At 69.4% G+C, this 21,146-nt stretch carries 16 protein-coding genes; 5 read left to right on the forward strand and 11 right to left on the reverse strand.

Translation table 11 applies throughout. The features are described 5' to 3' along the window. Position 1: 1 nt before the first annotated feature. Together M2421_RS10255 and gap are read right to left on the reverse strand one after the other, a co-directional pair. Positions 2-2,668, reverse strand: coding sequence for a DUF2339 domain-containing protein (locus M2421_RS10255; RefSeq protein WP_259206469.1), 2,667 nt, complete (start codon positions 2,666-2,668; stop codon positions 2-4). Between the two features lie 187 nt (positions 2,669-2,855). Next, the gene (gene gap, locus M2421_RS10260) at positions 2,856-3,860 is read right to left on the reverse strand and encodes a type I glyceraldehyde-3-phosphate dehydrogenase (protein WP_259206470.1); all 1,005 of its coding nucleotides are present in this window, start codon (positions 3,858-3,860) and stop codon (positions 2,856-2,858) included. Positions 3,861-4,059: 199 nt separating this feature from the next. On the opposite strand from gap, the gene M2421_RS10265 reads away from it, so the two are divergent. Continuing rightward, entirely contained in the window at positions 4,060-4,689 is a 630-nt protein-coding gene (locus tag M2421_RS10265) for an OmpW family outer membrane protein (protein WP_259206471.1), read from the forward strand. Positions 4,690-5,260: 571 nt separating this feature from the next. Here the strand turns inward: M2421_RS10265 and M2421_RS10270 are convergent. Beyond that, positions 5,261-5,962: an aspartate/glutamate racemase family protein gene (locus tag M2421_RS10270; protein ID WP_259206534.1), complete on the reverse strand. Its 702-nt coding sequence runs from the start codon at positions 5,960-5,962 to the stop codon at positions 5,261-5,263. Positions 5,963-6,059: 97 nt separating this feature from the next. Here M2421_RS10270 and M2421_RS10275 point away from each other — a divergent pair, with 97 nt between their 5' ends. Together M2421_RS10275 and M2421_RS10280 are read left to right on the forward strand one after the other, a co-directional pair. Further along, positions 6,060-6,884, forward strand: a complete 825-nt coding sequence (locus M2421_RS10275) for a S1/P1 nuclease (protein WP_259206472.1) — start codon at positions 6,060-6,062, stop codon at positions 6,882-6,884. Positions 6,885-6,894: 10 nt separating this feature from the next. Next, a complete protein-coding gene (locus M2421_RS10280) occupies positions 6,895-7,704 on the forward strand; it encodes an MBL fold metallo-hydrolase (protein ID WP_259206475.1) in 810 nt (269 codons plus the stop codon). Positions 7,705-7,777: 73 nt separating this feature from the next. Here the strand turns inward: M2421_RS10280 and M2421_RS10285 are convergent, their stop codons facing one another. The 3 genes from M2421_RS10285 to M2421_RS10295 are packed head-to-tail and all read right to left on the reverse strand — an operon-like array spanning position 7,778 to position 9,934. Continuing rightward, on the reverse strand, positions 7,778-8,344 hold the full coding sequence (locus tag M2421_RS10285) for a hypothetical protein (protein WP_259206476.1): 567 nt from the start codon (positions 8,342-8,344) through the stop codon (positions 7,778-7,780). Beyond that, positions 8,341-9,576 (reverse strand): TonB family protein, encoded by a 1,236-nt coding sequence (locus M2421_RS10290; RefSeq protein ID WP_259206479.1) that lies wholly within the window; start codon positions 9,574-9,576, stop codon positions 8,341-8,343. Before M2421_RS10290 ends, M2421_RS10285 begins: the two co-directional genes overlap by 4 nt. Continuing rightward, positions 9,569-9,934: a BlaI/MecI/CopY family transcriptional regulator gene (locus M2421_RS10295; RefSeq protein ID WP_259206481.1), complete on the reverse strand. Its 366-nt coding sequence runs from the start codon at positions 9,932-9,934 to the stop codon at positions 9,569-9,571. Before M2421_RS10295 ends, M2421_RS10290 begins: the two co-directional genes overlap by 8 nt. A gap of 118 nt (positions 9,935-10,052) precedes the next feature. On the opposite strand from M2421_RS10295, the gene M2421_RS10300 reads away from it, so the two are divergent. Both M2421_RS10300 and M2421_RS10305 read left to right on the forward strand, forming a co-directional pair. After that, entirely contained in the window at positions 10,053-10,610 is a 558-nt protein-coding gene (locus M2421_RS10300; protein ID WP_259206483.1) for a flavin reductase family protein, read from the forward strand. 31 nt (positions 10,611-10,641) lie between these two features. Continuing rightward, the gene (locus M2421_RS10305; RefSeq protein WP_259206484.1) at positions 10,642-12,600 is read left to right on the forward strand and encodes an acetyl-CoA hydrolase/transferase C-terminal domain-containing protein; all 1,959 of its coding nucleotides are present in this window, start codon (positions 10,642-10,644) and stop codon (positions 12,598-12,600) included. 596 nt (positions 12,601-13,196) lie between these two features. On the opposite strand, the gene tkt is transcribed toward M2421_RS10305, so the two are convergent. The 5 genes from tkt to M2421_RS10330 form a co-directional block, all read right to left on the reverse strand. After that, positions 13,197-15,197, reverse strand: coding sequence for a transketolase (gene tkt, locus M2421_RS10310; protein ID WP_259206486.1), 2,001 nt, complete (start codon positions 15,195-15,197; stop codon positions 13,197-13,199). A 162-nt stretch (positions 15,198-15,359) separates the two neighbouring features. Further along, positions 15,360-16,682, reverse strand: coding sequence for a dicarboxylate/amino acid:cation symporter (locus M2421_RS10315; RefSeq protein WP_259206488.1), 1,323 nt, complete (start codon positions 16,680-16,682; stop codon positions 15,360-15,362). A 66-nt stretch (positions 16,683-16,748) separates the two neighbouring features. Further along, on the reverse strand, positions 16,749-18,419 hold the full coding sequence (locus M2421_RS10320; protein ID WP_259206536.1) for a BatD family protein: 1,671 nt from the start codon (positions 18,417-18,419) through the stop codon (positions 16,749-16,751). 26 nt (positions 18,420-18,445) lie between these two features. After that, a complete protein-coding gene (locus M2421_RS10325) occupies positions 18,446-20,185 on the reverse strand; it encodes a VWA domain-containing protein (protein ID WP_259206539.1) in 1,740 nt (579 codons plus the stop codon). Further along, positions 20,182-21,129, reverse strand: a complete 948-nt coding sequence (locus tag M2421_RS10330) for a VWA domain-containing protein (RefSeq protein ID WP_259206540.1) — start codon at positions 21,127-21,129, stop codon at positions 20,182-20,184. The genes M2421_RS10325 and M2421_RS10330 overlap by 4 nt, the downstream gene beginning before the upstream one ends. Positions 21,130-21,146: the final 17 nt, after the last annotated feature.

A 21,146-nucleotide genomic window follows, 5' to 3' on the forward strand; every position in this document is an offset into this window, starting at 1 on the left:
TTCACGGATGTGGCTCCACGGAGGGTTCCGGTGCGCGCGGCGGCGCCGGCGCGAGGTAACCCACGACCGTGCACAGCAGGCCGTAGGCGATGAAGGAGGAAATGCCCAGCAGGTTGCCCAGGTGCTGGCGGTCGATCAGCACCAGCTTGGCCAGTACCACGCCCATCAACACCGCACCGACCAGCCACAGGATGCGCTGGCCGCGGCGCGAGCCCCATACCCAGCTGATCACGCCCAGCACGCTCCAGACCACGGTCAGGCTGGTCTGGGCCAGCGTGGAGGACCACAGCGCGTCGTTCCACGGCACCGCGCCCCAGTGGTGCACGGTATGCAGGGTGGTGCTGGTGAGCAGGATGAAGCCGGCGATCGCCAGCAACGGCACGCGCATGCTGCGCACGCCCGACGGCGCTGGCCCCACCCATAGCCAGCGCGCGGCCAGCGCCAGCACGGCCAGCTGCGCCAGTTCCATCGGGTTGAGCAGCGGCACCCACGGCAATGGGGCGGCGGCGCCACGCGCGGCCAGCAGGCACAGCCAGCTCACGCCCAGCACCGCGAACAGCGTGGTGCCCAGCGCGGTGCGCAGTGGGTCGAAGCGCGCACCCAGCGGCAGCGCCAGCCACGGCCAGCGCAGCAGCGCGGTGGCGGTGACCAGCAGCCAGGGCAGCAGCGCCAGCGCCACCGACCAGCCCTGCGCCAGCGCGAAGCGGTCGGCCAGCCACATGCAGGCCAGCGAGACCACCGTCGGCCACAGCAGCCACCAGGTGAACTGCGCCGCGAGCGCGGTGCGGTCCTGGCCGCCACGCAGGCACCACAGGCTGCGCACGCCGAGCACGGCGAACACCGCCCAGGCCAGCGCGCCATAGCCGGCGAAGGGCTGCTGGTGCGCCTCACCCTGCCACAGCACCAGCGGGAAGGCGCTGAGCAGCATGGCCAGCGTGGTCAGCACCAGCGCGCGGGCCGGCGCGCGGCGATGCCACTCGGCGGCAAGCCACGCGGTGACCGCGACCGCGATCAGCAGCGCGTCGGGACGGCTGTCGCGTGCCACGAAGCGACCGACCTCGTGGGCGATACCGCCCAGCCACCACACCAGGCCCCACAGGTAGTAGACGACGGCCGGCGAATCCTGGCGCGCCCTTCGGTAGCAGGCGGCCGAGGCGAAGCCGGCCAGTGCCAGCAGCAGCCCGCTCATGAAGGTCGGGTTGGCGATCGCGGTGGCATCGGCGTGCCAGTAGTCGGCGCCCACCACGAACCCGAAGGCCGCGCCCAGCTGCAGCAGTGCGCCGGCAATCTGCGGCAGCCAGCGCTTCTGGCGCAGGCCCAGCCACACCAGCCCGGCACCTTCCAGCGCGAACACGCTGGCGGTGGCACGCGCCGACAGCGCCAGCGGCACCGCCAGCGTGGCAAAGCCCACCGCCAATACCGCGTGCGACTGGCCGAGCGCGGCATAGCGCGCGCGGCGGATCAGCGCCCAGCCGAGCACCGCATACAACGCGGCCAGCCCCAGCGCGCACAGTGCCAGCAGCAGGCGGTCATCGTGCAGCATGCCGGCCTGCAACGAGAACGCGATCAGGGGCGTGCCGAACACCAGGCTGCCATCGACGAGATCGCGCCTCTCCGCCGGCTGGCGCCGCGCGTACAGGATCGGAATCAGCAGGTAGAAGGCGAAGAACAGCAGCAGGAACGGCTCGGTACTGCTGAACTTGTCGGCGTTGTACTGCAGCACGCCCCAGGCGGTGCCGATGCCGAAGGTGAAGGCAAACCCGAGCAGGTTGAGCACCCGCCACGGACGCCACCAGGCGATGGCCAGGATCGCGGCGTTGAGCACGGCGTAATAGGAGAACAGCGCGACATGGTTGCCACTGCCGGTGGACAGCCAGATCGGCGCCATGAAGCCGGCCAGGATGCCCAGCACCGCCAGCGTGCGCGAGTTCTGCACCACCGCCAGCACGCCCATGCCGGCGATCAGCAGCACGCTCATCGCAAACGCGGGCAGCGCCTCGATCAGGTCGTAGCGCTTGAACGCGGCGAAGATCGTCAGCAGCAGGATGCCGATCGCCCCGCCCTGCAGGGCCAGCGCGAACAGGCGCCGGCGATCGCGCTGGATCCAGCCGAACACCAGCCCCGCCAGCGCACCCGCGGCGATCGCAGCCAGGCGCAGCTCGATGGGCGCGTTCAACCAGCCCTGGTCGCTGGCGTACTTGAGCAGCGCGGCAACGCCGGCCAGCAGCACCAGCATGCCGATCTTGACCGGCACGTTGCCCTCGGTGAACCAGTGTTTGATCGCACCGATGATCCGTTCGCCGATGCCCGGGCCCTGTGGCGGTGGGGGCGGGACGGGGGCACTGGCCGCCACCGGTATGGGTGCGGACGCCGGCAACGGCGGCGGACGACGGGGCGGCTCCGGGGCCGCGGCCAATGGTGCGGCCATCACCGCCGGTTCGGGTGGCGGTTCGGCGGCCGCAGGCGGCGGCGCGCGATAGGGAGTCTCGGCCCAGCCCAGCGGCGTGCTGACCGGCACCTCGGCCGATGGCCGCGCACTGGCGGGGAACTGCTGGCTTTCCAGCGCGGACACGCGCCGGCGCAGGCCGGCGATCATCACCAACGCCACCACCAGCAACACCGGGATCAGCAGTACCACCACCGCCAGCAGGACAATCAGAGCTTCCATTCCACGCCATCCTCAAAGGGGAGCCCCGGCGGCATCCTGCCGACGCCATGCCGGTGGCACGCGGCCATGCTAATGGATCGGCGGCGGCTGCGGGGTGCCCCCCCCCTGCCCGGCATGCCAGGGCCCACAAACGACGAACCCCGGCACGGGACCGGGGTTCGCAGTGTTCAGCGCTGGCGTGCCGCGCTTACTTGGCGGCGACAACCTTGGCCATTTCCAGGCACTTGTTGGAGTAGCCCCACTCGTTGTCGTACCAGGACACCAGCTTGACGAAGGTGCTGTCCAGGGCGATGCCGGCGTCGGCATCGAACACCGAGGTGTGGGTCTCGCCGCGGAAGTCGGTGGCCACGACCTTGTCTTCGGTGTAGCCCAGGATGCCCTTCAGCGCGCCTTCGCTCTGTGCCTTCACTTCGGCGCAGATCTCGGCGTAGGTGGCTTCCTTTTCCAGCTCGACGGTGAGGTCGACCACCGACACGTCCGAGGTCGGCACGCGGAAGCTCATGCCGGTGAGCTTCTTGTTCAATTCCGGGATCACCACGCCGACGGCCTTGGCTGCGCCGGTGGAGGACGGAATGATGTTTTCCAGGATGCCACGGCCACCGCGCCAGTCCTTGTTGGACGGGCCATCGACGGTCTTCTGGGTGGCGGTGGCCGCATGCACGGTGGTCATCAGGCCGCGCTTGATGCCCCACTTGTCATTGATGACCTTGGCCAGCGGGGCCAGGCAGTTGGTGGTGCACGAGGCGTTGGAGACGATGGCCTGGCCGGCGTAGGTCTTGTCGTTCACGCCGAACACGAACATGGGGGTGTCGTCCTTGGACGGCGCCGACAGGATCACCTTCTTGGCGCCCGCGTCGATGTGCTTCTGCGCGGTGTCCTTGGTCAGGAACAGGCCGGTGGATTCGATGACGACGTCCACGCCGACCTCGTCCCACTTCAGGTTGGCCGGGTCGCGCTCCTGGGTCAGGCGGATCTTCTTGCCGTTGACCAGCAGGTCGCTGCCGGACACCTCGACGTCGGCCTTGAAGCGGCCGTGCACGGAGTCGTACTTCAGCATGTAGGCCAGGTAGTCCGGCTCCAGCAGATCGTTGATGGCGACGATTTCGATGTCATTGCCGAAATTCAGCACGGCCGAACGCAGCACGTTGCGACCGATGCGACCGAAACCGTTGATGCCAACCTTGATTGCCATGTTCACACGCTCCTGCAGCCGCGACGGTGCGGCGCCGATGGAAAGGGATACCCATTCTAGCAGGGCCGAACCGGGGCAGGCCCCCGGGCGATAAATCGGAAGCGGTTACACGGCCCGGTCCGTGGATTGATCCGGATCAAGGCGCGCCCGGCCCGGCAAGGGAAAACTGGCCCCATTCCACCCGCAACGAGACACCCTCATGCGCAATACCTCCCCCCTCCTGCTGGCCAGCCTGGCCGCCGCGCTCGCCCTGGCCGCCGCGCCGGCCATGGCCCAGTCCAAGGGCGACTGGACGATCGGTGCCGGCGTGCACCAGGTCGCCCCGAAGTCCAACAACGGCTCGCTGGCCGGTGGCACCCTGAAGGTGGACGTCGACAACGACATCAAGCCGACCATCACCGGTGAATACTTCATCGCCGACAACCTGGGCATCGAGCTGCTGGCCGCGCTGCCGTTCAAGCACGACATCAACATCGCCGGCCTGGGCAACGTGGGCAGCACCAAGCACCTGCCGCCGGTGATCTCGCTGCAGTACCACTTCAACAGCAAGGGCAAGGTGTCCCCGTTCGTTGGCGCGGGTATCAACTACACGACGTTCTTCAGCGAGAAGACCGGCGGCGCGCTGGCCGGCAACAAACTGAAACTGGAAGACTCCTGGGGCCTGGCCGCGCATGCGGGCCTGGACGTCGCGATCAGCGACAAGGGCGCGCTGCGCGTCGATGTGCGCTGGATGGACATCGACAGCAAGGTCAAGCTCAACGGCGAAAAGATCGGTACGGTCAACATCGACCCGCTGGCTTACGGCGTGTCCTACGTGTTCAAGTTCTGATCGGCGGATCGGAACCCAACAGCGCAACACCCCTCGCAGCAAGCGTTTTTCCCCGGCTTCGGCCGGGGATTTTTTTTGCGCTTCTCGCAAGGGAAGTTGCATCCTGCTCCACAGGGCGTGGCAGATGGCTTGAGGCGCTACGCGTGTTGCCGGGTGTGCAGAGTGATCGGCTGGCGTCTCCGATCGGCGTTGTCGCGAGCATGAGGGCCCCGTAGCGGCCGGTAGGCTCCTGGTGCAAATGTCCCCCGGCCGCCAAGCGGCCTCCTCCTTTATTTTGCCCAGGAGCCTACCGACCGCTACGGGGCTCGGCTTGCGGCGCAGGTGAGGCGCCCGGCTTTTTTGATGGCCGTCGGTGGGTCGGGGGCTGGGGCCCTATGCCCTTGGAGGCGAAATAAAGGAGGAGGGGGCGGCCGCAGGCCGACGCCGGAGGACATTCGCCGGAAAGGGCATAGGGCCCCAGCCCCCGACCCACCGACCGCCGCGCGCCAGCAAGGGTCCACAGCGCGCCACGCGGATGGGTGGAGCACCTTTGTTCGATCCGGCGCTGCGAGCAGCCACCCATGGGGTGGCTCTACGGGTAGGAGAGCAGGTGCTGTGCCGCCGCCTGCGCATGCAGGGCCGCCGTATCGAACAACGGCACGGTTGCATCGTCATCGCCCACCAGCAGCATGATCTCCGTGCAGCCGAGGATCACCGCCTGCGCGCCGTTATCCACCAGACGCTGCATCACCGCCCGGTACACCTCGCGCGATGCATCCAGCACCTGCCCCTGCACCAGTTCCTCGTAGATGATCCGATGCACCTGTGCGCGGTCGTCCGCCTCCGGTATGAGCACCTCCAGCCCATACCGCTGCGCCAACCGCACCCGGTAGAAATCCTGCTCCATCGTGAAAGCCGTCCCGAGCAGGCCCACCCGCGTCAGCCCCAACGCCCGGATCGCCTCACCCACCGGATCGGCGATGTGCAGCAGCGGCACGTCGATCGCCGCCTGCACCTCCTCGGCCATCCGGTGCATCGTGTTGGTGCAGATCACCACCGCCGTCGCGCCCGTGCCCTCCAGCCGCCGTGCCACCTCCACCATCGCCTGCGTCGCCGCCGTCCAGTCCCCGGCGCGCTGCATGGCCTCGATGTCGGCGAAATCGAACGACCACAGCAGCAACCGCGCCGAATGCATGCCGCCCAGCGCATCGCGCACCTGCTCGTTGATCATCCGGTAGTAGTGCGCCGAACTCTCCCAGCTCATCCCGCCGATCAGCCCCAAGACCTTCTGCACCCCGCCGCTCCCGCCGTCGATCCAGCGCCCAGCGTACCGCCGCCAGCACGCCGCCGGCCAGATCCGGCCAAGCCGCGCCCGCGGGCAGCCCGCTAGAATGCGGGCGATGAAAATTGCCTCCCTGCTCCCCGCCACTGCCCTCGCGCTGGCCCTCACCTTCGTCTCCACCGACGCCCTGGCCTGGGGTGCGCAAGGCCACCGGCTGGTCGCCCGCATCGCCGAAACCCGGCTCACCCCACAGGCCCAGGCCGACGTGGATCGCCTGCTGGCCGGCGAGCCGGACCCCACCCTGCATGCCATCGCCCCATGGGCCGACCAGCTGCGCGCCAAGGACCCGGGCCTGGGCAAGCGCTCGGCGGGCTGGCACTACGTCAACATCGGCGAGGACGACTGCCACTACCAGGTGCAGAAGCACTGCACCGATGGCAACTGCGTGGTCGAGGCGCTCAAGGCCCAGACCGCCATCCTCGGCGACCGCAGCAAGTCCGATGCCGAACGCGCCCAGGCGCTGAAGTTCGTCGTCCACTTCGCCGGTGACATCCACCAGCCGATGCACGCCGGGTACGGCCATGACAAGGGCGGCAACGACTTCCAGGTGCAGTTCAACAACCGGGGCACCAACCTGCATTCGCTGTGGGACAGCGGCATGCTCAACGAGCAGAAGTTGGACGACGACCAGTATTTCAAGCGCCTGATGGCCCTGCCCGCGCCCAAGGTGGGCAAGCGCTCCAGCATCGCCACCGACGCGGTCGAGTGGGCCGAAGCCAGCTGCCGTATCGCCATTGCACCTGGCGTTTACCCGACCAGGCGTACGCTGGGTCCGGAATACACCGCGACCTATCGCCCGATCGCGGAACAGGAGCTGCGCCTGGCCGGCGAACGCCTGGCGGTGCTGCTCAACGCCACGCTGGGCAAACGCTGAGGCCCCCCCCATGTCACTGCACGTCGCCAGTTTCTTCCACCCCGACAGCCATACCTTCAGCTACGTGGTGCACGATCCGGCGACCCTGCAGGCGGCGGTGATCGACCCCGTGCTGGACTACGACCCGGACACCGACGCACTCGGCGCCGGGCCCCTGCAACCGCTTCTCGCGCATGTCCGTGACGGCGGGCTGCAGGTGCGCTGGCTGCTGGAAACCCACGCCCACGCCGACCACGTCAGTGCCGGCCGATGGCTCAAGCAGCACTGGCCGGCGGCCACGCTGGCGATGGGCAACGGCATCGTGCAGGTACAGCGCACGTTCGCCCCCCGCTATGCGCTGGACGTGCCCACCGACGGCTCGCAGTTCGACCACCTGTTCGCCGATGGCGAACGCTTCGCGCTCGGCGCGGTGGATGCAGAGGTGATCGCCGTGCCTGGTCACACCAGCGACAGCGTGGCCTACCGCATCGGCGATGCGCTGTTCACCGGCGACTCGCTGTTCATGCCTGATGGCGGCACCGCCCGCTGCGACTTCCCGGGCGGCGATGCCGCACAGTTGTACCGCTCGATCCAGCGCCTGCTGGCCCTGCCCGACGCCACCCGCGTGTTCATCTGCCACGACTACGGCCCGGGTGGTCGCGAGGTCGCCAATGAAACCACCATCGGTGCACAGCGCGCGCGCAACATCCACCTGGCTGAGGGCGTCAGCGAAGCCGACTTCGTCGCCACGCGGCGGGCCCGTGATGCAACGCTGGCCGAGCCGAAACTGATGCATCCCTCGGTGAAAGCCAATATCCAGGGCGGCCCCGGCCGATCCTAGTGTCGGCCGCTGGCCGGCCACCCCGCGATGATCGGTTGATGCGGTTGCCGGCCACCGGCCGCCACGACGGTGCTCAGCGCCCCTGGCTATGCACCGTGTGCTGGCCGTGCACGATTTCAAACGTGAAGGCGTACAGCAGGCTCACCGGCACCGGCTCGATCCGCTGCGCGCCGTCGCAATGCCCTTTGTTGTCGGGGACGACGCCGGCAGCGTAGTGACAGACCGCCGCCGGGGAAAACAGCCAGTGCGCCACCGCCTCCTGCGCTGCCTGCAGCAACGGCGCATTTTCCGCTGCGGTGCCGGCGGTGCATTCGGGGCGATCGGCCAGGGCCACGCTGCGGTCCACCTTGCCTTCCGCCGTGACCACCACCTGCAGGCACACCACGGTGGGCGGCAGCTCGCGACGTGGGTCGCGTGCCCCGACCACCGGGTCCTGCGCCGCGTACAACTGCGGCATGCGGTAGCCCTGGCTGGGCAGCAGCCGATACGGCTGCACCTGGCCTGCACCGTCGCCGCCATCGGCGTGCAGCCGCTGTAGCGCCACGTTTTCGCTGCGGGTATCCACCGTGGTGACCGACGGTCGGCTTGCGCAGCCGACCAGCAGGCACGCAACGGCCAGCAGGGGGAGCGCCTGCCTCACGGCGCCGGACCCGTCTCGTTCATCTGGAAGGTCATCGGGATCTTCAGCGCCGAGGTCACCGCCTTGCCGTCCCGTCGCGCCGGCTCGAAGGTCCATTTTTTCGCCGCGGCGATCGAGGCCGCGTCGAACACGCCGGCCGGCGTGGAACTGAGCACGCGCACCTCGCCGGCCTTGCCCTCGGCATCGACCTCCACCCGCAGCACCACCTTGCCCGACAGACCCTGCTCGAACGCAGCGCTGGGATAGCTGGGCGGTGCCATGTCGCGGGTCTTGGCCGGCACGTCGACGGCTGCGCCCGTACCGGCCTGGTTGGCCAGCGCCGCCGGGTCCGCTTCAATCGACGCGGTGTCGATCCCGCCTTTGCTGGCCCACGCCACTGCCGCCAGACCCAGGCTCATCCCCACCACCAGCACCTGCCCGGTCATCCACGGCAGTGCCTTCCGCTTGTGTTCCTTCAACATGGCAATACGCTCCTTCAACATCGGTTGGCTGCGCCAGTGGCAGGCCATCGGCGCAACCGGGTGGACCAACTGCGCCTTCAGCAGCGCGTTGGCGTAAAGCCGGCGCTGGGCCGGGTGTGGATCGATGGTGCGTGCATCGCAGGCCAGCTCCTGGTCGCGCAGGAAACGACGCGCGGCCCAGGGCAACAGCGGGTGGAACCAGAACACGCAGCGCAACACGAGGAGTGCGAGGTTGGCCCACGGGTCACCATGGCGGCGATGGCTGCGCTCGTGCTGCAGGATCAGGGCCTGTTCGGCCGCGCTGAAATCCGCCTCGAACCTCGGGCCCACCACGATGCGCGGTGCCCACAGGCCGACCAGGGCGGGCAAGCCGGGATCGGCGCTGGCCTGCCAACTGCCGTCGGCACGCGGCCGCAGCGTGCCCAGGGCGCGCTCGAAGCGGCGTTGCGCGCGCCAGGCGACGGCGCCGTTGCCCAGCGCGCCGAGTGCCCACGCCACCAGCAGCAGCCACGGCCAGGCAGGCGCGGCCGGGGCCACGACCGGCGCGCTCCAGGCCGCGGCGGCGGCAAGCATCGGCAGCGCATCGGCCAACGGCGCCACCGGCAACGGCAGGTGCAAGGTCAGCAGCAGCACCGGCACGCACCACCAGCTGCGATAGACCAGCGCCGCCCCGCCCAGGGCCAGCAGCAACGGGCGCGACGCGGCCAGCAGCAGCACCGCGATCGCCAGCCATACGCTGGCCTGCATCAGTCCGGTGAGCAGCTCAGTCATGGTCCAGTCCCTCGATGAGCGCCTTCAGCTCGGCGATGTCCTGCGCACTGAGTTCCCCGCGCTGGCTGAAATGGGCGACCAGCGGCGCCACGCGGCCATCGAACAGCTTGTCCAGCAGGCCGCTGCTCTGCTCGGCCACCCAGGCCTGGCGCTGCAGTACCGGCGAGTAGAGGTAGCGGCGCCCATCGCGGCTGGCACTGATCGCGCCCTTGGTCAGCAGCCGGTTGAGCAAGGTCTTGATGGTGGGTTCGGCCCAGCCACGCCCGGCCAGCGCGGCCACCACCTCATCCGCGCCCAACGGATGCTCGCCCCAGAGCACATCCATCACCACGGCTTCTGCTTCGCTGATCTGGCTCATCATTTACATCCGTAATCGATGAACCGATTACGCACGTAATCGAAACCCGTGTCAACCCCTTCGACAGCCGGTTCATCCCCTCGCTGCCAGCATCGGGCGACGCCCCACGGAGCCCTCGATGAGACGCTACCGAAAATTCGACTACCCGGTCGAGGACGTGCGCCACTTCCTTGAACCCGGCCCGATCGTGCTGGTCACCTCGGCCTGGAAGGACCAGCGCAACGTCATGACGCTCGGCTGGCACATGGTGCTGGCATTCACTCCCTCGCGGCTGGCGACCATGATTTCCAGCGGCAACCACAGCTTCGAGCTGATCCGCCGCAGTGGCGAATGCGTCATCAATGTTCCCACGGCCGCCATGCTCGACACCGTCGTGGGCATCGGCAACAGCAGCGGCGCGGCGATCGACAAGTTCGAGCACTTCGGCCTGGACACCGTCGCCGCCAGCGCGGTGGCGGCACCGCTCTTGGCCCAGTGCCATGCCAGTTTCGAGTGCCGGCTGGCCGACCGCAGCCAGGTCTCGCGGCATGGCATGTTCATCTGGGAGGTGGTCAAGGCGCACGTCGCGCGCACGCCGAAGGTGCCTCGCACCGTGCACTACCGGGGCGATGGCCAGTTCATGCTGTCCGGCGATGAGGTCTCGCGTCGCCGTCTGTTCAAGCCCGAGATGCTGTAATGGCCCGCATATACCTGCAGGATGGCGCTGGATGACCGAACACCTCACCGACCTCGACGCGGCGACCGACTGGCTGCTGCAGCGCGTGGAGGGCCCGTTGCGCATCGGCGCGCCGCTGGCGCTGGGCAAGCCGCACCGGTTGCTCAACGCGCTGTATGCGCGGGTGGAGAACGATCCGTCGCGCCCGCTGCAGATCTACACCGCGCTGTCGTTGAACCCGCCCAAGCCCAGCGGCACCGGGCTGGAGGCGCGCTTCATGGCGCCGTTCGCCGCGCGCCACTTCGGTGAGGATTTCCCGCGCCTGGCCTATGCCGACGCCGTTGCCCGCGACCGCCTGCCCGCGCACGTGCAGGTGGAGGAGTTCTACATGCAGTCCGGCGCGCTGCTCACTTCCTCGCAGGCACAGCGCAGCTACACCAGCCTCAATTACACCCACGCCGCCGATGCGGTGGCCCAGCGCGCGCCGCACGCGATCGTGCAGAAGGTGGCGGTGCGCCCGGATGACCGGCGGCTGTCGCTGTCGTGCAACAACGACATCACCCAGGACACGCTGGACGCGATGGTCGCGCGCGGCCTGCCGCGCCCGTTGATGATCGCCGAGATCGACCCGCAGCTGCCGTACCTGGCCGGCTCGGCCACGGTGGATGTGAGCTTCTTCGACCTGGTGATCAGCCCGCCACCGCCCTACCCCGACCTGTTCGGCCTGCCGCGGCAGCCGGTGAGCGACGCCGACTACGCCATCGGCCTGTACGCCAGCGCGCTGGTCCGCGACGGTGGCACGCTGCAGATCGGCATCGGCACCCTCGCCGATGCGATCAGCCATGCGCTGGTGCTGCGGCATACCGACAACGCGCGCTACCGGCAGCTGCTGCACGCGCTCGACCCGACCCTGTCCAGCCACCCCACCGTGCGCGAATGCGGTGGCCTGGAGCCGTTCGAGATCGGCCTGTACGGCTGCAGCGAAATGCTCAACGAAGGTTTCCGCCGCCTCGTCCAGACCGGCGTGATCCGGCGCAAGGTGCACGATGACGTGGCCCTGATGCAGCGCATCGAGAACGGCAGCACCCTGACCATCGACCACGCCACCCTCGCCGCCGAGGGCGAGTACCTGCATGGTGCGTTCTACCTGGGCTCGCCGGAGTTCTACCAGTGGCTGCGCGACCTGCCCGACGACGAACGCCGGGCCATCGGCATGCGCCGGATCAGCGAGATCAACCAGCTCTACGGCGGCGATGAAGTGCTCGAACGCCTGCAGCGCCGCCATGCCCGCTTCTTCAACTCGTGCATGATCGCCACCGCATTGGGCGCGGCAGTATCCGACGCCCTGGAAGACGGCCGCGTGGTGTCCGGCGTGGGCGGCCAGTACAACTTCGTGGCGATGGCGCACGCGCTGCCGGAGGCACGCAGCGCGTTGATGTTCCGCGCCGTGCGCGAGGACAAGGGCCGGCTGCAGTCCAACGTGCGCTGGAATTACGGCCACACCACCATCCCGCGGCACCTGCGCGACATCTACATCAACGAGTACGGCATTGCCGACCTGCGCAACCTCACCGACGAGGACTGCGTGATCGGCATGGCCGGGATCACCGATGCGGCCTTCCAGGCCGAGCTGCTGCAGACGGCCAAGGCATCGAAGAAGCTGGACGCCGCCTTCGCCGCGCCCGAGCACTGGCAACGGCGCAACAGTGCCGCGGCCGTCAGTGCCGCGTTGGCCCCGTTCCGCCACTCGGGCCTGTTGCCCGACTACCCGCTGGGCAGCGACTTCACCGAGGTCGAACAGCACCTGGTCAAGGCCTTGGGCTGGTTGAAGCAGAACACGCAGACGCGCGGCAGCAAGCTGCGCACGGTCCTGGCCGCCTTGACCCAGCCGGCCGGCGATGGCGATGCGGTGTACCTGCAGCGGATGGGACTGGATGCACCGACGAGTTTTGGCGAGCGGATCGAAGCGCGGTTGGTGCGGTTGGCGTTGGCGCGGACGGCAGCCGCCTGAGCGCGGGGCGCGTCGTCTGGCGCAGCCGAGCATGGCTCGGCTCTACCGGCGAGCCACGCATCGTCCCAGGGTGACAAGGCGCGTCGTCTGGAGCAGCCGAGCATGGCTCGGCTCTACCGCCGAGCCACGCATCGTCCGAGGGTGACAAGGCGCGTCGTATGGAGCAGCCGAGCATGGCTCGGCTCTACCGGCGATCCACGCATCGTCCCCAGGGTGACAAGGCGCATCGCCTGGAGCAGCCGAGCATGGCTCGGCTCTACCGGCGAGCCTCGCATCGTCCGAGGGTGACAAGGCGCGTCGTATGGAGCAGCCGAGCATGGCTCGGCTCTACCGGCGAGCCACGCATCGTCCCCAGGGTGACAAGGCGCGTCGTCTGGCGCAGCCGAGCATGGCTCGGCTCTACCGGCGATCCTCGCATCGTCCGAGGGTGACAAGGCGCGTCGTCTGGCGCAGCCGAGCATGGCTCGGCTCTACCCCGGGCCGTGCATCGATCGGGGTGGTAGAGCCGAGCCATGCTCGGCTGCTCTCCCGGAAACGCAGAAGGCCGGGGAAATCCCCGGCCTTCTGCTGCAAACCCTGCAACGGCACTCAGTGCATCAGAGCGCCTTGGCAGCGGCCACCACGTGGTCGGTGGTGATGCCGAAGTGCTTGTACAACGCTTCGGCCGGGGCCGAGGCACCGAAGGTGTCGATACCGACCACCGCACCGTCCAGGCCCACGTACTGGCGCCAGAAACCGGTGACGCCGGCTTCCACCGCCACGCGCTTGCGCACCGCGTTGGGCAGCACCGACTCGCGATACGCCGCGTCCTGGCGATCGAACACGTCGGTGGACGGCATGGACACCACGCGGGTCTTGATCCCGGCAGCATCCAGCTCGGCCTTGGCGGCCACGGCCAGGCCCACTTCCGAACCGGTACCGATCAGGATCACGTCGGGCACGCCGCCTTCGGCGTCGGCCAGCACGTAGCCACCGCGCGCGATCTGCGCGACCTGCTCGGTGCTGCGCGGCTGGTGCGGCAGGTTCTGGCGGCTGAACACCAGGCAGCTCGGGCCGTCGGTGCGGGTGATCGCCGACTTCCAGCTGACCGCCGACTCGACCGCATCGCACGGGCGCCACACATCGTTGTTGGGGATGTAGCGCAGCGAGGCCAGGTGCTCCACCGGCTGGTGGGTCGGGCCGTCTTCGCCCAGGCCGATCGAGTCGTGGGTATAGACGTGGATGGCGTGCGCCGGGATCAGCGCGCTCATGCGCACGCCGTTGCGGGCGTAGTCGCTGAACACCAGGAAGGTGGCATCGAAGGGAATGAACCCGCCATGCAGGGCCAGGCCATTGGCAATGGCGGTCATGCCGAATTCGCGCACGCCGTAATACACGTAGTTGGCGTTCGGGTCATCGGTGGCGACCGACTTGCTGGCCTTCCACAGGGTCAGGTTGGAGTGGGCCAGGTCGGCCGAGCCGCCCACCAGCTCCGGCAGCAGCGGCGCGAACGCTTCGATCGCCAGCTGCGAGGCCTTGCGCGAGGCGATGGTCTGGCCTTCTTCCTGGACCTTGGCGATGTAGGCATCGGCCTTGGCGATGAAATCGGCCGGCAGCTCACCATGCGAACGACGGGTCAGCTCTTCGGCTTCGGCCGGGAACTGCGCGGCGTACTTGTCGAACTGCAGTTCCCATTCGGCCTGGCGCAGGGTGCCGGTACCGCCGGCACGCCAGCCGGCGTAGATCTCTTCGGGAATCTCGAACGGACCGTAGTTCCAGCCCAGCTGCTTGCGGGTGGCTTCCAGCTCGTCCTTGCCCAGCGGCGCGCCGTGGCTGGATTCCTTGCCGGCCTTGCCCGGCGAACCGAAGCCGATGGTGGTGCGGCAGCAGATCAGGGTCGGCTTGTCGAACTGGGCCAGGGCGCTGTCGATGGCGGCCTTGATGCTCTCCGGATCGTGGCCATCGACGCCGCGCACCACGTTCCAGCCATAGGCTTCGAAACGCTCGGGGGTGTTGTCGGTGAACCAGCCTTCGGTGTTGCCGTCGATGGAGATGTGGTTGTCATCCCAGAAGCAGACCAGCTTGCCCAGGCCCCAGGTGCCGGCCAGCGAGGCGGCTTCGTGCGAGATGCCTTCCATCAGGCAGCCGTCGCCCAGGAACACCCAGGTGCGGTGGTCGACGATCTCGTGCTCGGGGCGGTTGTAGCGCTGTGCCAGCAACTTCTCGGCGAGCGCGAAGCCCACGGCGTTGGCCAGGCCCTGGCCGAGCGGACCGGTGGTGGTCTCCACGCCGGGGGTTTCATGGTGTTCCGGGTGGCCGGCGGTCTTGCTGCCCAGCTGGCGGAACTGCTTGAGCTGTTCGATCGGCAGGTCGTAACCGCTCAGGTGCAGCAGCGCGTACTGCAGCATCGAGCCGTGGCCGTTGGACAACACGAAGCGGTCGCGGTTGAACCACTTCGGATTGTTCGGGTTGTGACGGAGATAGTCGTTCCAGAGGACCTCGGCGATATCGGCCATGCCCATCGGCATGCCGGGATGCCCGGACTTGGCGGTTTCGACCGCATCAGCGGCGAGGAAGCGGATGGCATTGGCCAACTGGCGGCGGGTAGGCTGCGTCATGGTTCTGTCGGAATCGGGAGGCGGCCGCGAACGTGCGGGCGCGTCATTGTCCCACAGACGTCCAGCGGGGTCAGGCCGTGCGTCTGCTTCCTGAACAAAAAACGCCCCGCTCGGGGCGGGGCGTTGATCGGGGCTGGCGCGGCGGCGGTGCCCGGCGGGGAGTCAGTCGCGGCCGACCTGCACCGGGACCGGGCTGTCGTCGGTCTCGCCCTTGGCCACCAGCGTGGTCAGGGCCAGGTCACCGGTGACGTTGAGGGCGGTACGGCACATGTCCAGGAAGTGGTTCACGCCCAGGATCAGGCCGATGCCCAGCGGGTTCACCCCGACCATGGCGCAGATCATCGCCACCACCGGCAGCGAGCCGGACGGCACGCCGGCCGTGCCGATGCCACCGAGGATGCAGACCGCCATCACCATCACCTGCTGGCCGATGCTCAGGTCCACGCCGAAGAACTGCGCCAGGAAGATCACCGTCACGCCCTCGAACAACGCGGTGCCGTTCTGGTTGGCGGTGGCGCCCACGGTCAGCACGAAGCGCGAGACCTTCTGCGGCAGCCCCATCTGGTCGGCCACGCGCAGCGCGGTCGGCAGGGTGGCATTGCTGGAGGCGGTGGAGAAGGCCATCACCGTCGCTTCCTGGGTATCGCGGAAGAACGACAGCGGCGAACGCCCGGACAGCCACACCGCCGTGCCGTAGGTCACCACCATGTGCAGGCCCAGCGCCAGCACCACCACGCCCACGTATGCGCCCAGGCGGATGATCAGGTCGAAGCCGAACAGCGCGGCCAGGTTGAACATGAAGCAGGCCACCGCATACGGCGCCAGGCGGATGACCAGATTGATCAGGGTCATAGAGACTTCGAACACGCCTTCGATGGCGCGGCGCAGCGGCGCGACCTTTTCTTCCGGGCTCAGCACCATGCCGATGCCGAACATCAGCGCGAAGAACATCAGCGACAGGATCGCGCCGTTGTCCGATGCGGCCTGCAGCACGTTGCTGGGCACGATCGACAGCAGCATGTCCATGCCCTTGGGCGTTTCATGGATGCCGGCGACGATTTCCTTGCTGCGCTCGGCGTTCTCCGACAGCATCTGCGCCGCCACCTGCGGGTCCATGCCAGCGCCGGGCTTGAGCACGTTGACCAGCACCAGGCCGATGCCCACCGCGATGCCCGACAGCAGCACCGTGTAGGCCAGGGTCTTCCAGCCGATCCGGCCGAGCGCGCGGATGTCGCCCATCTCCGACACGCCCATGATCAACGCCGAGAAGATCAGCGGCACGATGAGCATGAAGATCAGGTTGAGGAACAGGCCCGACAGCGGCGTGGTCACCCAGGCCATCACGCCCTTGGCGGCATCGGTCAGGCCGGGGACGCCCGGGCCGGCGGCATGCACGATCAGGCCGAGCACCAGGCCCAGCGCGAAGCCAATGCCCATTTTCCAGTGCAAGGGCAGTTTCTTCCGGGTCGTTGCGGCCTCAGTCATGTAGCGGCTTTCCTGTAAAGAAGTGAATCAGCTTAGCAAAGCCGGTCCCGCAGGCCCGGCGGCGCATCAAGGTCCTGAAGGATATAGAGGCGCCAGCCCATTGTTTTCCGCCACCGTGGCCGGCTGCCAGTGCGGTCCGTCATGGAACGCCCGGCGCAGGGCCTGGCGGGCGGCGGCCACATCGCCGCCCTGGCCGGACCAGCGCGCCTGCTGCATGGCCAGCAGGGCCTCGCGCTGGACGGGGTCGGCCAGCCGCGCGATCACGCCCTCCAGCCCCTGCACCCGGCCCATCGCCGCCAACAACGCGATGATCTCGTCCAGGCCCTGGCTTTCCATGGCCCGGCGCAGTTCGGCCCGCGACACCGGCGCAACCGGCGCGGCCGCCACGCCGACCGGCGCGGGTGCGCGACGGCCGTCATGCCGCCTCCGGCGCCAGCCCCACGCCAGCGTGAGCAGCCACAGCAACGCGAAGCAGGCCGCCGCGATCCAGCCCCAGGGCCGGGTGGGCGCCGGCAGCGCCGCCAACGGCAGCGCATTGGACGCCGCCGGCGCCTGCCCGGGAAGCGCCGAGCGCGTATCCACCGGGAGCGGCGCGGGTGCCGAGCCGCCCGCGCCACCCGCCGCCACGGCCAGGGTCAGGTCCGGCAGGGCCGTCACACGTGCCTCGCCCGCCTGCACGTCCCACCACGCCATGCGCGGACCAGGTACGCGCAGGGTGCCGGGGCCGCGCGGCACGATCGAATAGCGTCGGGTCAGTTTGAGCTGTGGGGTGCCGCCGTTGAAGGTCTCATCGTATTGGGCCGGCTCGGCAAACACCTGCGCATCCGGGCCCACGTCCAGCGAGGGCAGCTCCGGGAACTGCGCACGGGTGGCACCCACGGCGACGGCTTCCACCACCACCGTGGCCGCTTCGCCGGCCCGCCCGCTGTCGGGCGCGGCGGTGTAGCGCAGGCGCAGGTCGTGCAGCGGCAGCCACGGCTGCGGCGCACTCGCCGGCTGCGGCTGCACCTGCAACGTGCGCGCCGGCGCACTCGCGCGCAGCCGCCCGTCGCCACCGAACATGTCATCGAAGAACCCCCCGGCCGCACGTCCGTTGAACTGGGCCGCCGGCACCTGCAACGGCCCGCTGCGCTCGGGGATCAGCAGGAAGCGGCGCTCGACCAGGTTGTAGCGGCGGCCATTGACCTCGCGCACCAGGCTGCGGTCCTCGCCCACGCGCTGCATGGAGGCGCCGTCGGGGGTATCCAGCACCAGTTCGCCGGACACCAGTTGGGCCACGTAGAACAGCCGCACCACCACGCCCACGCTCTGCTGCACATACGGCGTGGCGTCATCGACCTCGGTTTCCATGAACACCGCGGCATTGCCCGGTACCGCCGCCGACGCCCCGGCCCCGGCCCCGGCAGCCACCTGCAGCTGCAACGGCGCGGTGCGCTGGGAGCCGACCTGCAGGCTCGGAATCTGCAGGGTGCCCGTGCGGCGCGGCGCCAGCACCACGGCAAACAGATTGCGCGTGCTGGCCCCGCCATTGCTCCACTGCACCTGGCGGCTGCTGGTCTGGGCGCTCAGGTCGAAATCGGCGCGCAGCGGCGCGTAATCCGGCGCGCCGGCGGCATCGCTCTCGATAGTGAGGGTGACCGTATCGGTGTCGCTGATGTCCTGCCGGTCAAGCCAGGCCCGTGTCTGCGCCTGCGCCGTGGCGCACAGCACCAGCAGCAGCCAGCAACCGGCCTGCATCCAGCGCCGCGTGATGGAGTGGATGCTCATCGTCCTTCCCGTTTCCTGCGTTCGTTTTCCAACTGGAACTTGGCCCGCAACAGACTGCCCGGATCGTCCGGCACGCGCCGCATCCACGCCTCGACGGCCTGGCGCTGTTCGCGCTGTTGCGGGGTCTCGGCGGCCTGGCGCTGGGCCGCCGTGTCCTGCCCGGCCTTGCCGGGCGTGTCCTGCCGCTGCAGCGCCTGCTGCATGCGCTGGCGCTGGGCGGCATCGGCCTGCGCCTGCGCGGCCGGGTTCGGCTGCCCGGATTCGCCCTTGGCCTCCTGCGGGGTGCCGGGTGACTGCCCTGGCGTGGGCGGCGCCTCGCCCGGGTCCTGCTTGCCCTGCTGCTTGGGCGGTGCCTGATCCTGCCCGGGTTGTCCGCCCTGCCCCGACGACGGCGGGGTCTTCGCGGGCTGTCCGTCCTTGCCCTGCGGCGGCGACGGCGGCTTGCGCCTGCGCGCGGCCTCCACCGCGGTGCGGTTGGCCACGGCATCGGCCATCCCCGGCGACCGCTGCAGGGCCTTGTCGTAGGCCGCGATAGCCGCGTCGTATTGGCCCTGGCGCGCCAGCGCGTTGCCCAGGTTGTACCAGCCGGTCGCGGTGTCGATCCCGTCGAACTGCTGCTGGGCGGCCTTGAAGTCGCCCTTCCGGTACGCATCCACGCCGGCGCCAAGGCGCTCCTGGGTGGCCTGGTCCGCACGTTGCCACCAGGTGCCCTCGGCGGCGTACACCGGCGCCGGCGCGGCCAGCGGCAGCGCGGTGCACAGCACCAGCGCCATCGCCAGCCCGCGACGACGGAACGCCCACAGCGCGAGGAGCATCAGCGGCGGCAACAGCCAGAATCCTTCATCGCGCCAGGCCAGCCCATCGCCGTCGCGGCGATCGGCCTGGCTGAGCGTCGGCGTGAGCACGCCGAGCTGCTTCAGGTCGGCATCGTCGCTTGCGATACGCACGTAGCGCCCTCCGCCCGCGCTGGCGATCGCCTGCAGGGGCGCCTCCTCCAGCCTGGCCTGGGCAATCTGGCCATCGCCGCTGCGGTACGCCGCGCCGGCCGGTGTCCCCAGGCCAAGCACCGACACGCGGATACCCTGCCGGCGTGCCGCCGCGGCCGCCGGGGTGGCCGCAGCGTCGGCGCGGTCGGTGAGCAGCAGGATGTCGCCGTCATGTGCGCCGGACTGCTGCAGCAGCAGGACCGCGGCATCCAGCGCGCGCTCGGCGCGCTGGCCATCGCGCGGCATCACGTCCGGGCCAAGCGCGTCCAGGTACAGCGCCACGTTGGCAGCGTCCGCGGTCAGCGGCGCCACGGTGTACGCATCGTCGGCATACGCCAGCAGCGCCACCTCACCGCCCTGGCGCTCGCGCAGCAGCGTGGCCAGCTTGGCGCGCGCCTGCAGCAGGCGCGAGGGTGGCAGGTCGGTGGCGGTGATCCGCGTGGACAGGTCCAGCGCTACCACCAGCGGCGAAGGCGACTGCCACAGTGGCTGCGCCACCTGGCGCCAGCTCGGCCCGGCCAGGGCCAACACCGCCAGCGTCCAGCCGAGCATCAGCAGCACCAGTCCGCCCCAGGCGCGCTGCCCGCCGGCCACCAGCAGGTGGCGCAGCAGGTGCGCATCGACCGCGCCATGCCAAGCGCTGCCACGGCGGCGGCGCCAGTACCACAGCGCCGCGATCAGCGGCAGCGCCAACAGGGCCCACAGCGCCTGCGGGCGCACCAGGTGCAGCGCAGTCCAGTCGATGTTCATGCCCACCGCCTTGGCAGCAGCCACGCCAGTGACGCCAGCAACAGCGCGAGCGCCAATGGCCAGGCGTAGCGTTCGATCCGCGGCCGCACCGCCGGCCCGGCCGAAACCACCGGCTCCAGGCGCTGCAGTTCGGCATAGATGCCGGCCAGCTCATCGGTGTTGCGCGCGCGGAAGGAACGCCCGCCGGTCTGCGCGGCTATTTTCTGCAGGGTCGCTTCATCCACCGGATCCTCGCCGGGGGCGATGGTCATCCCGAACAGGCTGAAGCCCCCATCCCCGCCGAAGGCCACCGTGTACACGCGCACGCCTTCGGCCTTGGCCAGCTCGGCCGCGCGCAGCGGCTCGAGGACGCCGGCGTTGCTGACCCCGTCGGTGAGCAGGATCAGCACGCGCTGGCCCTGCGGTTGCTCGCGCAGGCGCTTGACCGCCAGCGCGATCGCATCGCCGATCGCGGTCTCGCGCCCGGCAAGGCCGACCACGCTGTCACCCAACTGCTGGCGCACGCTGGCCAGGTCGCTGGTCAGCGGGGTCAGCGTGTAGGCGCGTTCGCCGAAGATCAGCAGGCCCACGCGGTCGCCGGCCCGGCGGTCGAGGAAGTCGGCCAACACGGCCTTGGCCGCCGTCAGGCGCTCCACGACCCGGTTGCCGAGCAGCATGTCCGCCTCGCTCATGCTGCCGGACACGTCCACCGCCAGCATCATCTGCCGGCCCTGCTGCGGCGGAGTGACCGCCTCGCCGAGTTGCTGTGGCCGCGATGCGGCCACGCACAGGCATGCCCACGCCAACCACAACAGCACCCGACCGACCCCGAACGCGCGCCCGCCCGCGCCCGCGCCCAGTGCCTGCAACTGCGCCGCTGCATACGGCACGCGCAGCGCCGCGGCGGTGGCATTGCGCTGCGGCCACCAGTGCATCAGCACCGGCAGCGGCAACGCCGCCAGCATCCATGGCCAGGCCAGCA

Origin of the sequence: Stenotrophomonas sp. BIGb0135 (assembly GCF_024810105.1) — a bacterium.
GTDB lineage: Bacteria > Pseudomonadota > Gammaproteobacteria > Xanthomonadales > Xanthomonadaceae > Stenotrophomonas > Stenotrophomonas maltophilia_AB.

Coding starts and splice junctions, on each gene's coding strand:
- M2421_RS10255 (WP_259206469.1), bottom strand. CDS start 2,668: ATGGAAGCTCTGATTGTCCTGCTGGCGGTGGTGGTACTGCTGATCCCG.
- gap (WP_259206470.1), bottom strand. CDS start 3,860: ATGGCAATCAAGGTTGGCATCAACGGTTTCGGTCGCATCGGTCGCAAC.
- M2421_RS10265 (WP_259206471.1), top strand. CDS start 4,060: ATGCGCAATACCTCCCCCCTCCTGCTGGCCAGCCTGGCCGCCGCGCTC.
- M2421_RS10275 (WP_259206472.1), top strand. CDS start 6,060: ATGCGGGCGATGAAAATTGCCTCCCTGCTCCCCGCCACTGCCCTCGCG.
- M2421_RS10280 (WP_259206475.1), top strand. CDS start 6,895: ATGTCACTGCACGTCGCCAGTTTCTTCCACCCCGACAGCCATACCTTC.
- M2421_RS10290 (WP_259206479.1), bottom strand. CDS start 9,576: ATGACTGAGCTGCTCACCGGACTGATGCAGGCCAGCGTATGGCTGGCG.
- M2421_RS10295 (WP_259206481.1), bottom strand. CDS start 9,934: ATGAGCCAGATCAGCGAAGCAGAAGCCGTGGTGATGGATGTGCTCTGG.
- M2421_RS10300 (WP_259206483.1), top strand. CDS start 10,053: ATGAGACGCTACCGAAAATTCGACTACCCGGTCGAGGACGTGCGCCAC.
- M2421_RS10305 (WP_259206484.1), top strand. CDS start 10,642: ATGACCGAACACCTCACCGACCTCGACGCGGCGACCGACTGGCTGCTG.
- tkt (WP_259206486.1), bottom strand. CDS start 15,197: ATGACGCAGCCTACCCGCCGCCAGTTGGCCAATGCCATCCGCTTCCTC.
- M2421_RS10315 (WP_259206488.1), bottom strand. CDS start 16,682: ATGACTGAGGCCGCAACGACCCGGAAGAAACTGCCCTTGCACTGGAAA.
- M2421_RS10320 (WP_259206536.1), bottom strand. CDS start 18,419: ATGCAGGCCGGTTGCTGGCTGCTGCTGGTGCTGTGCGCCACGGCGCAG.
- M2421_RS10325 (WP_259206539.1), bottom strand. CDS start 20,185: ATGAACATCGACTGGACTGCGCTGCACCTGGTGCGCCCGCAGGCGCTG.
- M2421_RS10330 (WP_259206540.1), bottom strand. CDS start 21,129: ATGCTGGCGGCGTTGCCGCTGCCGGTGCTGATGCACTGGTGGCCGCAG.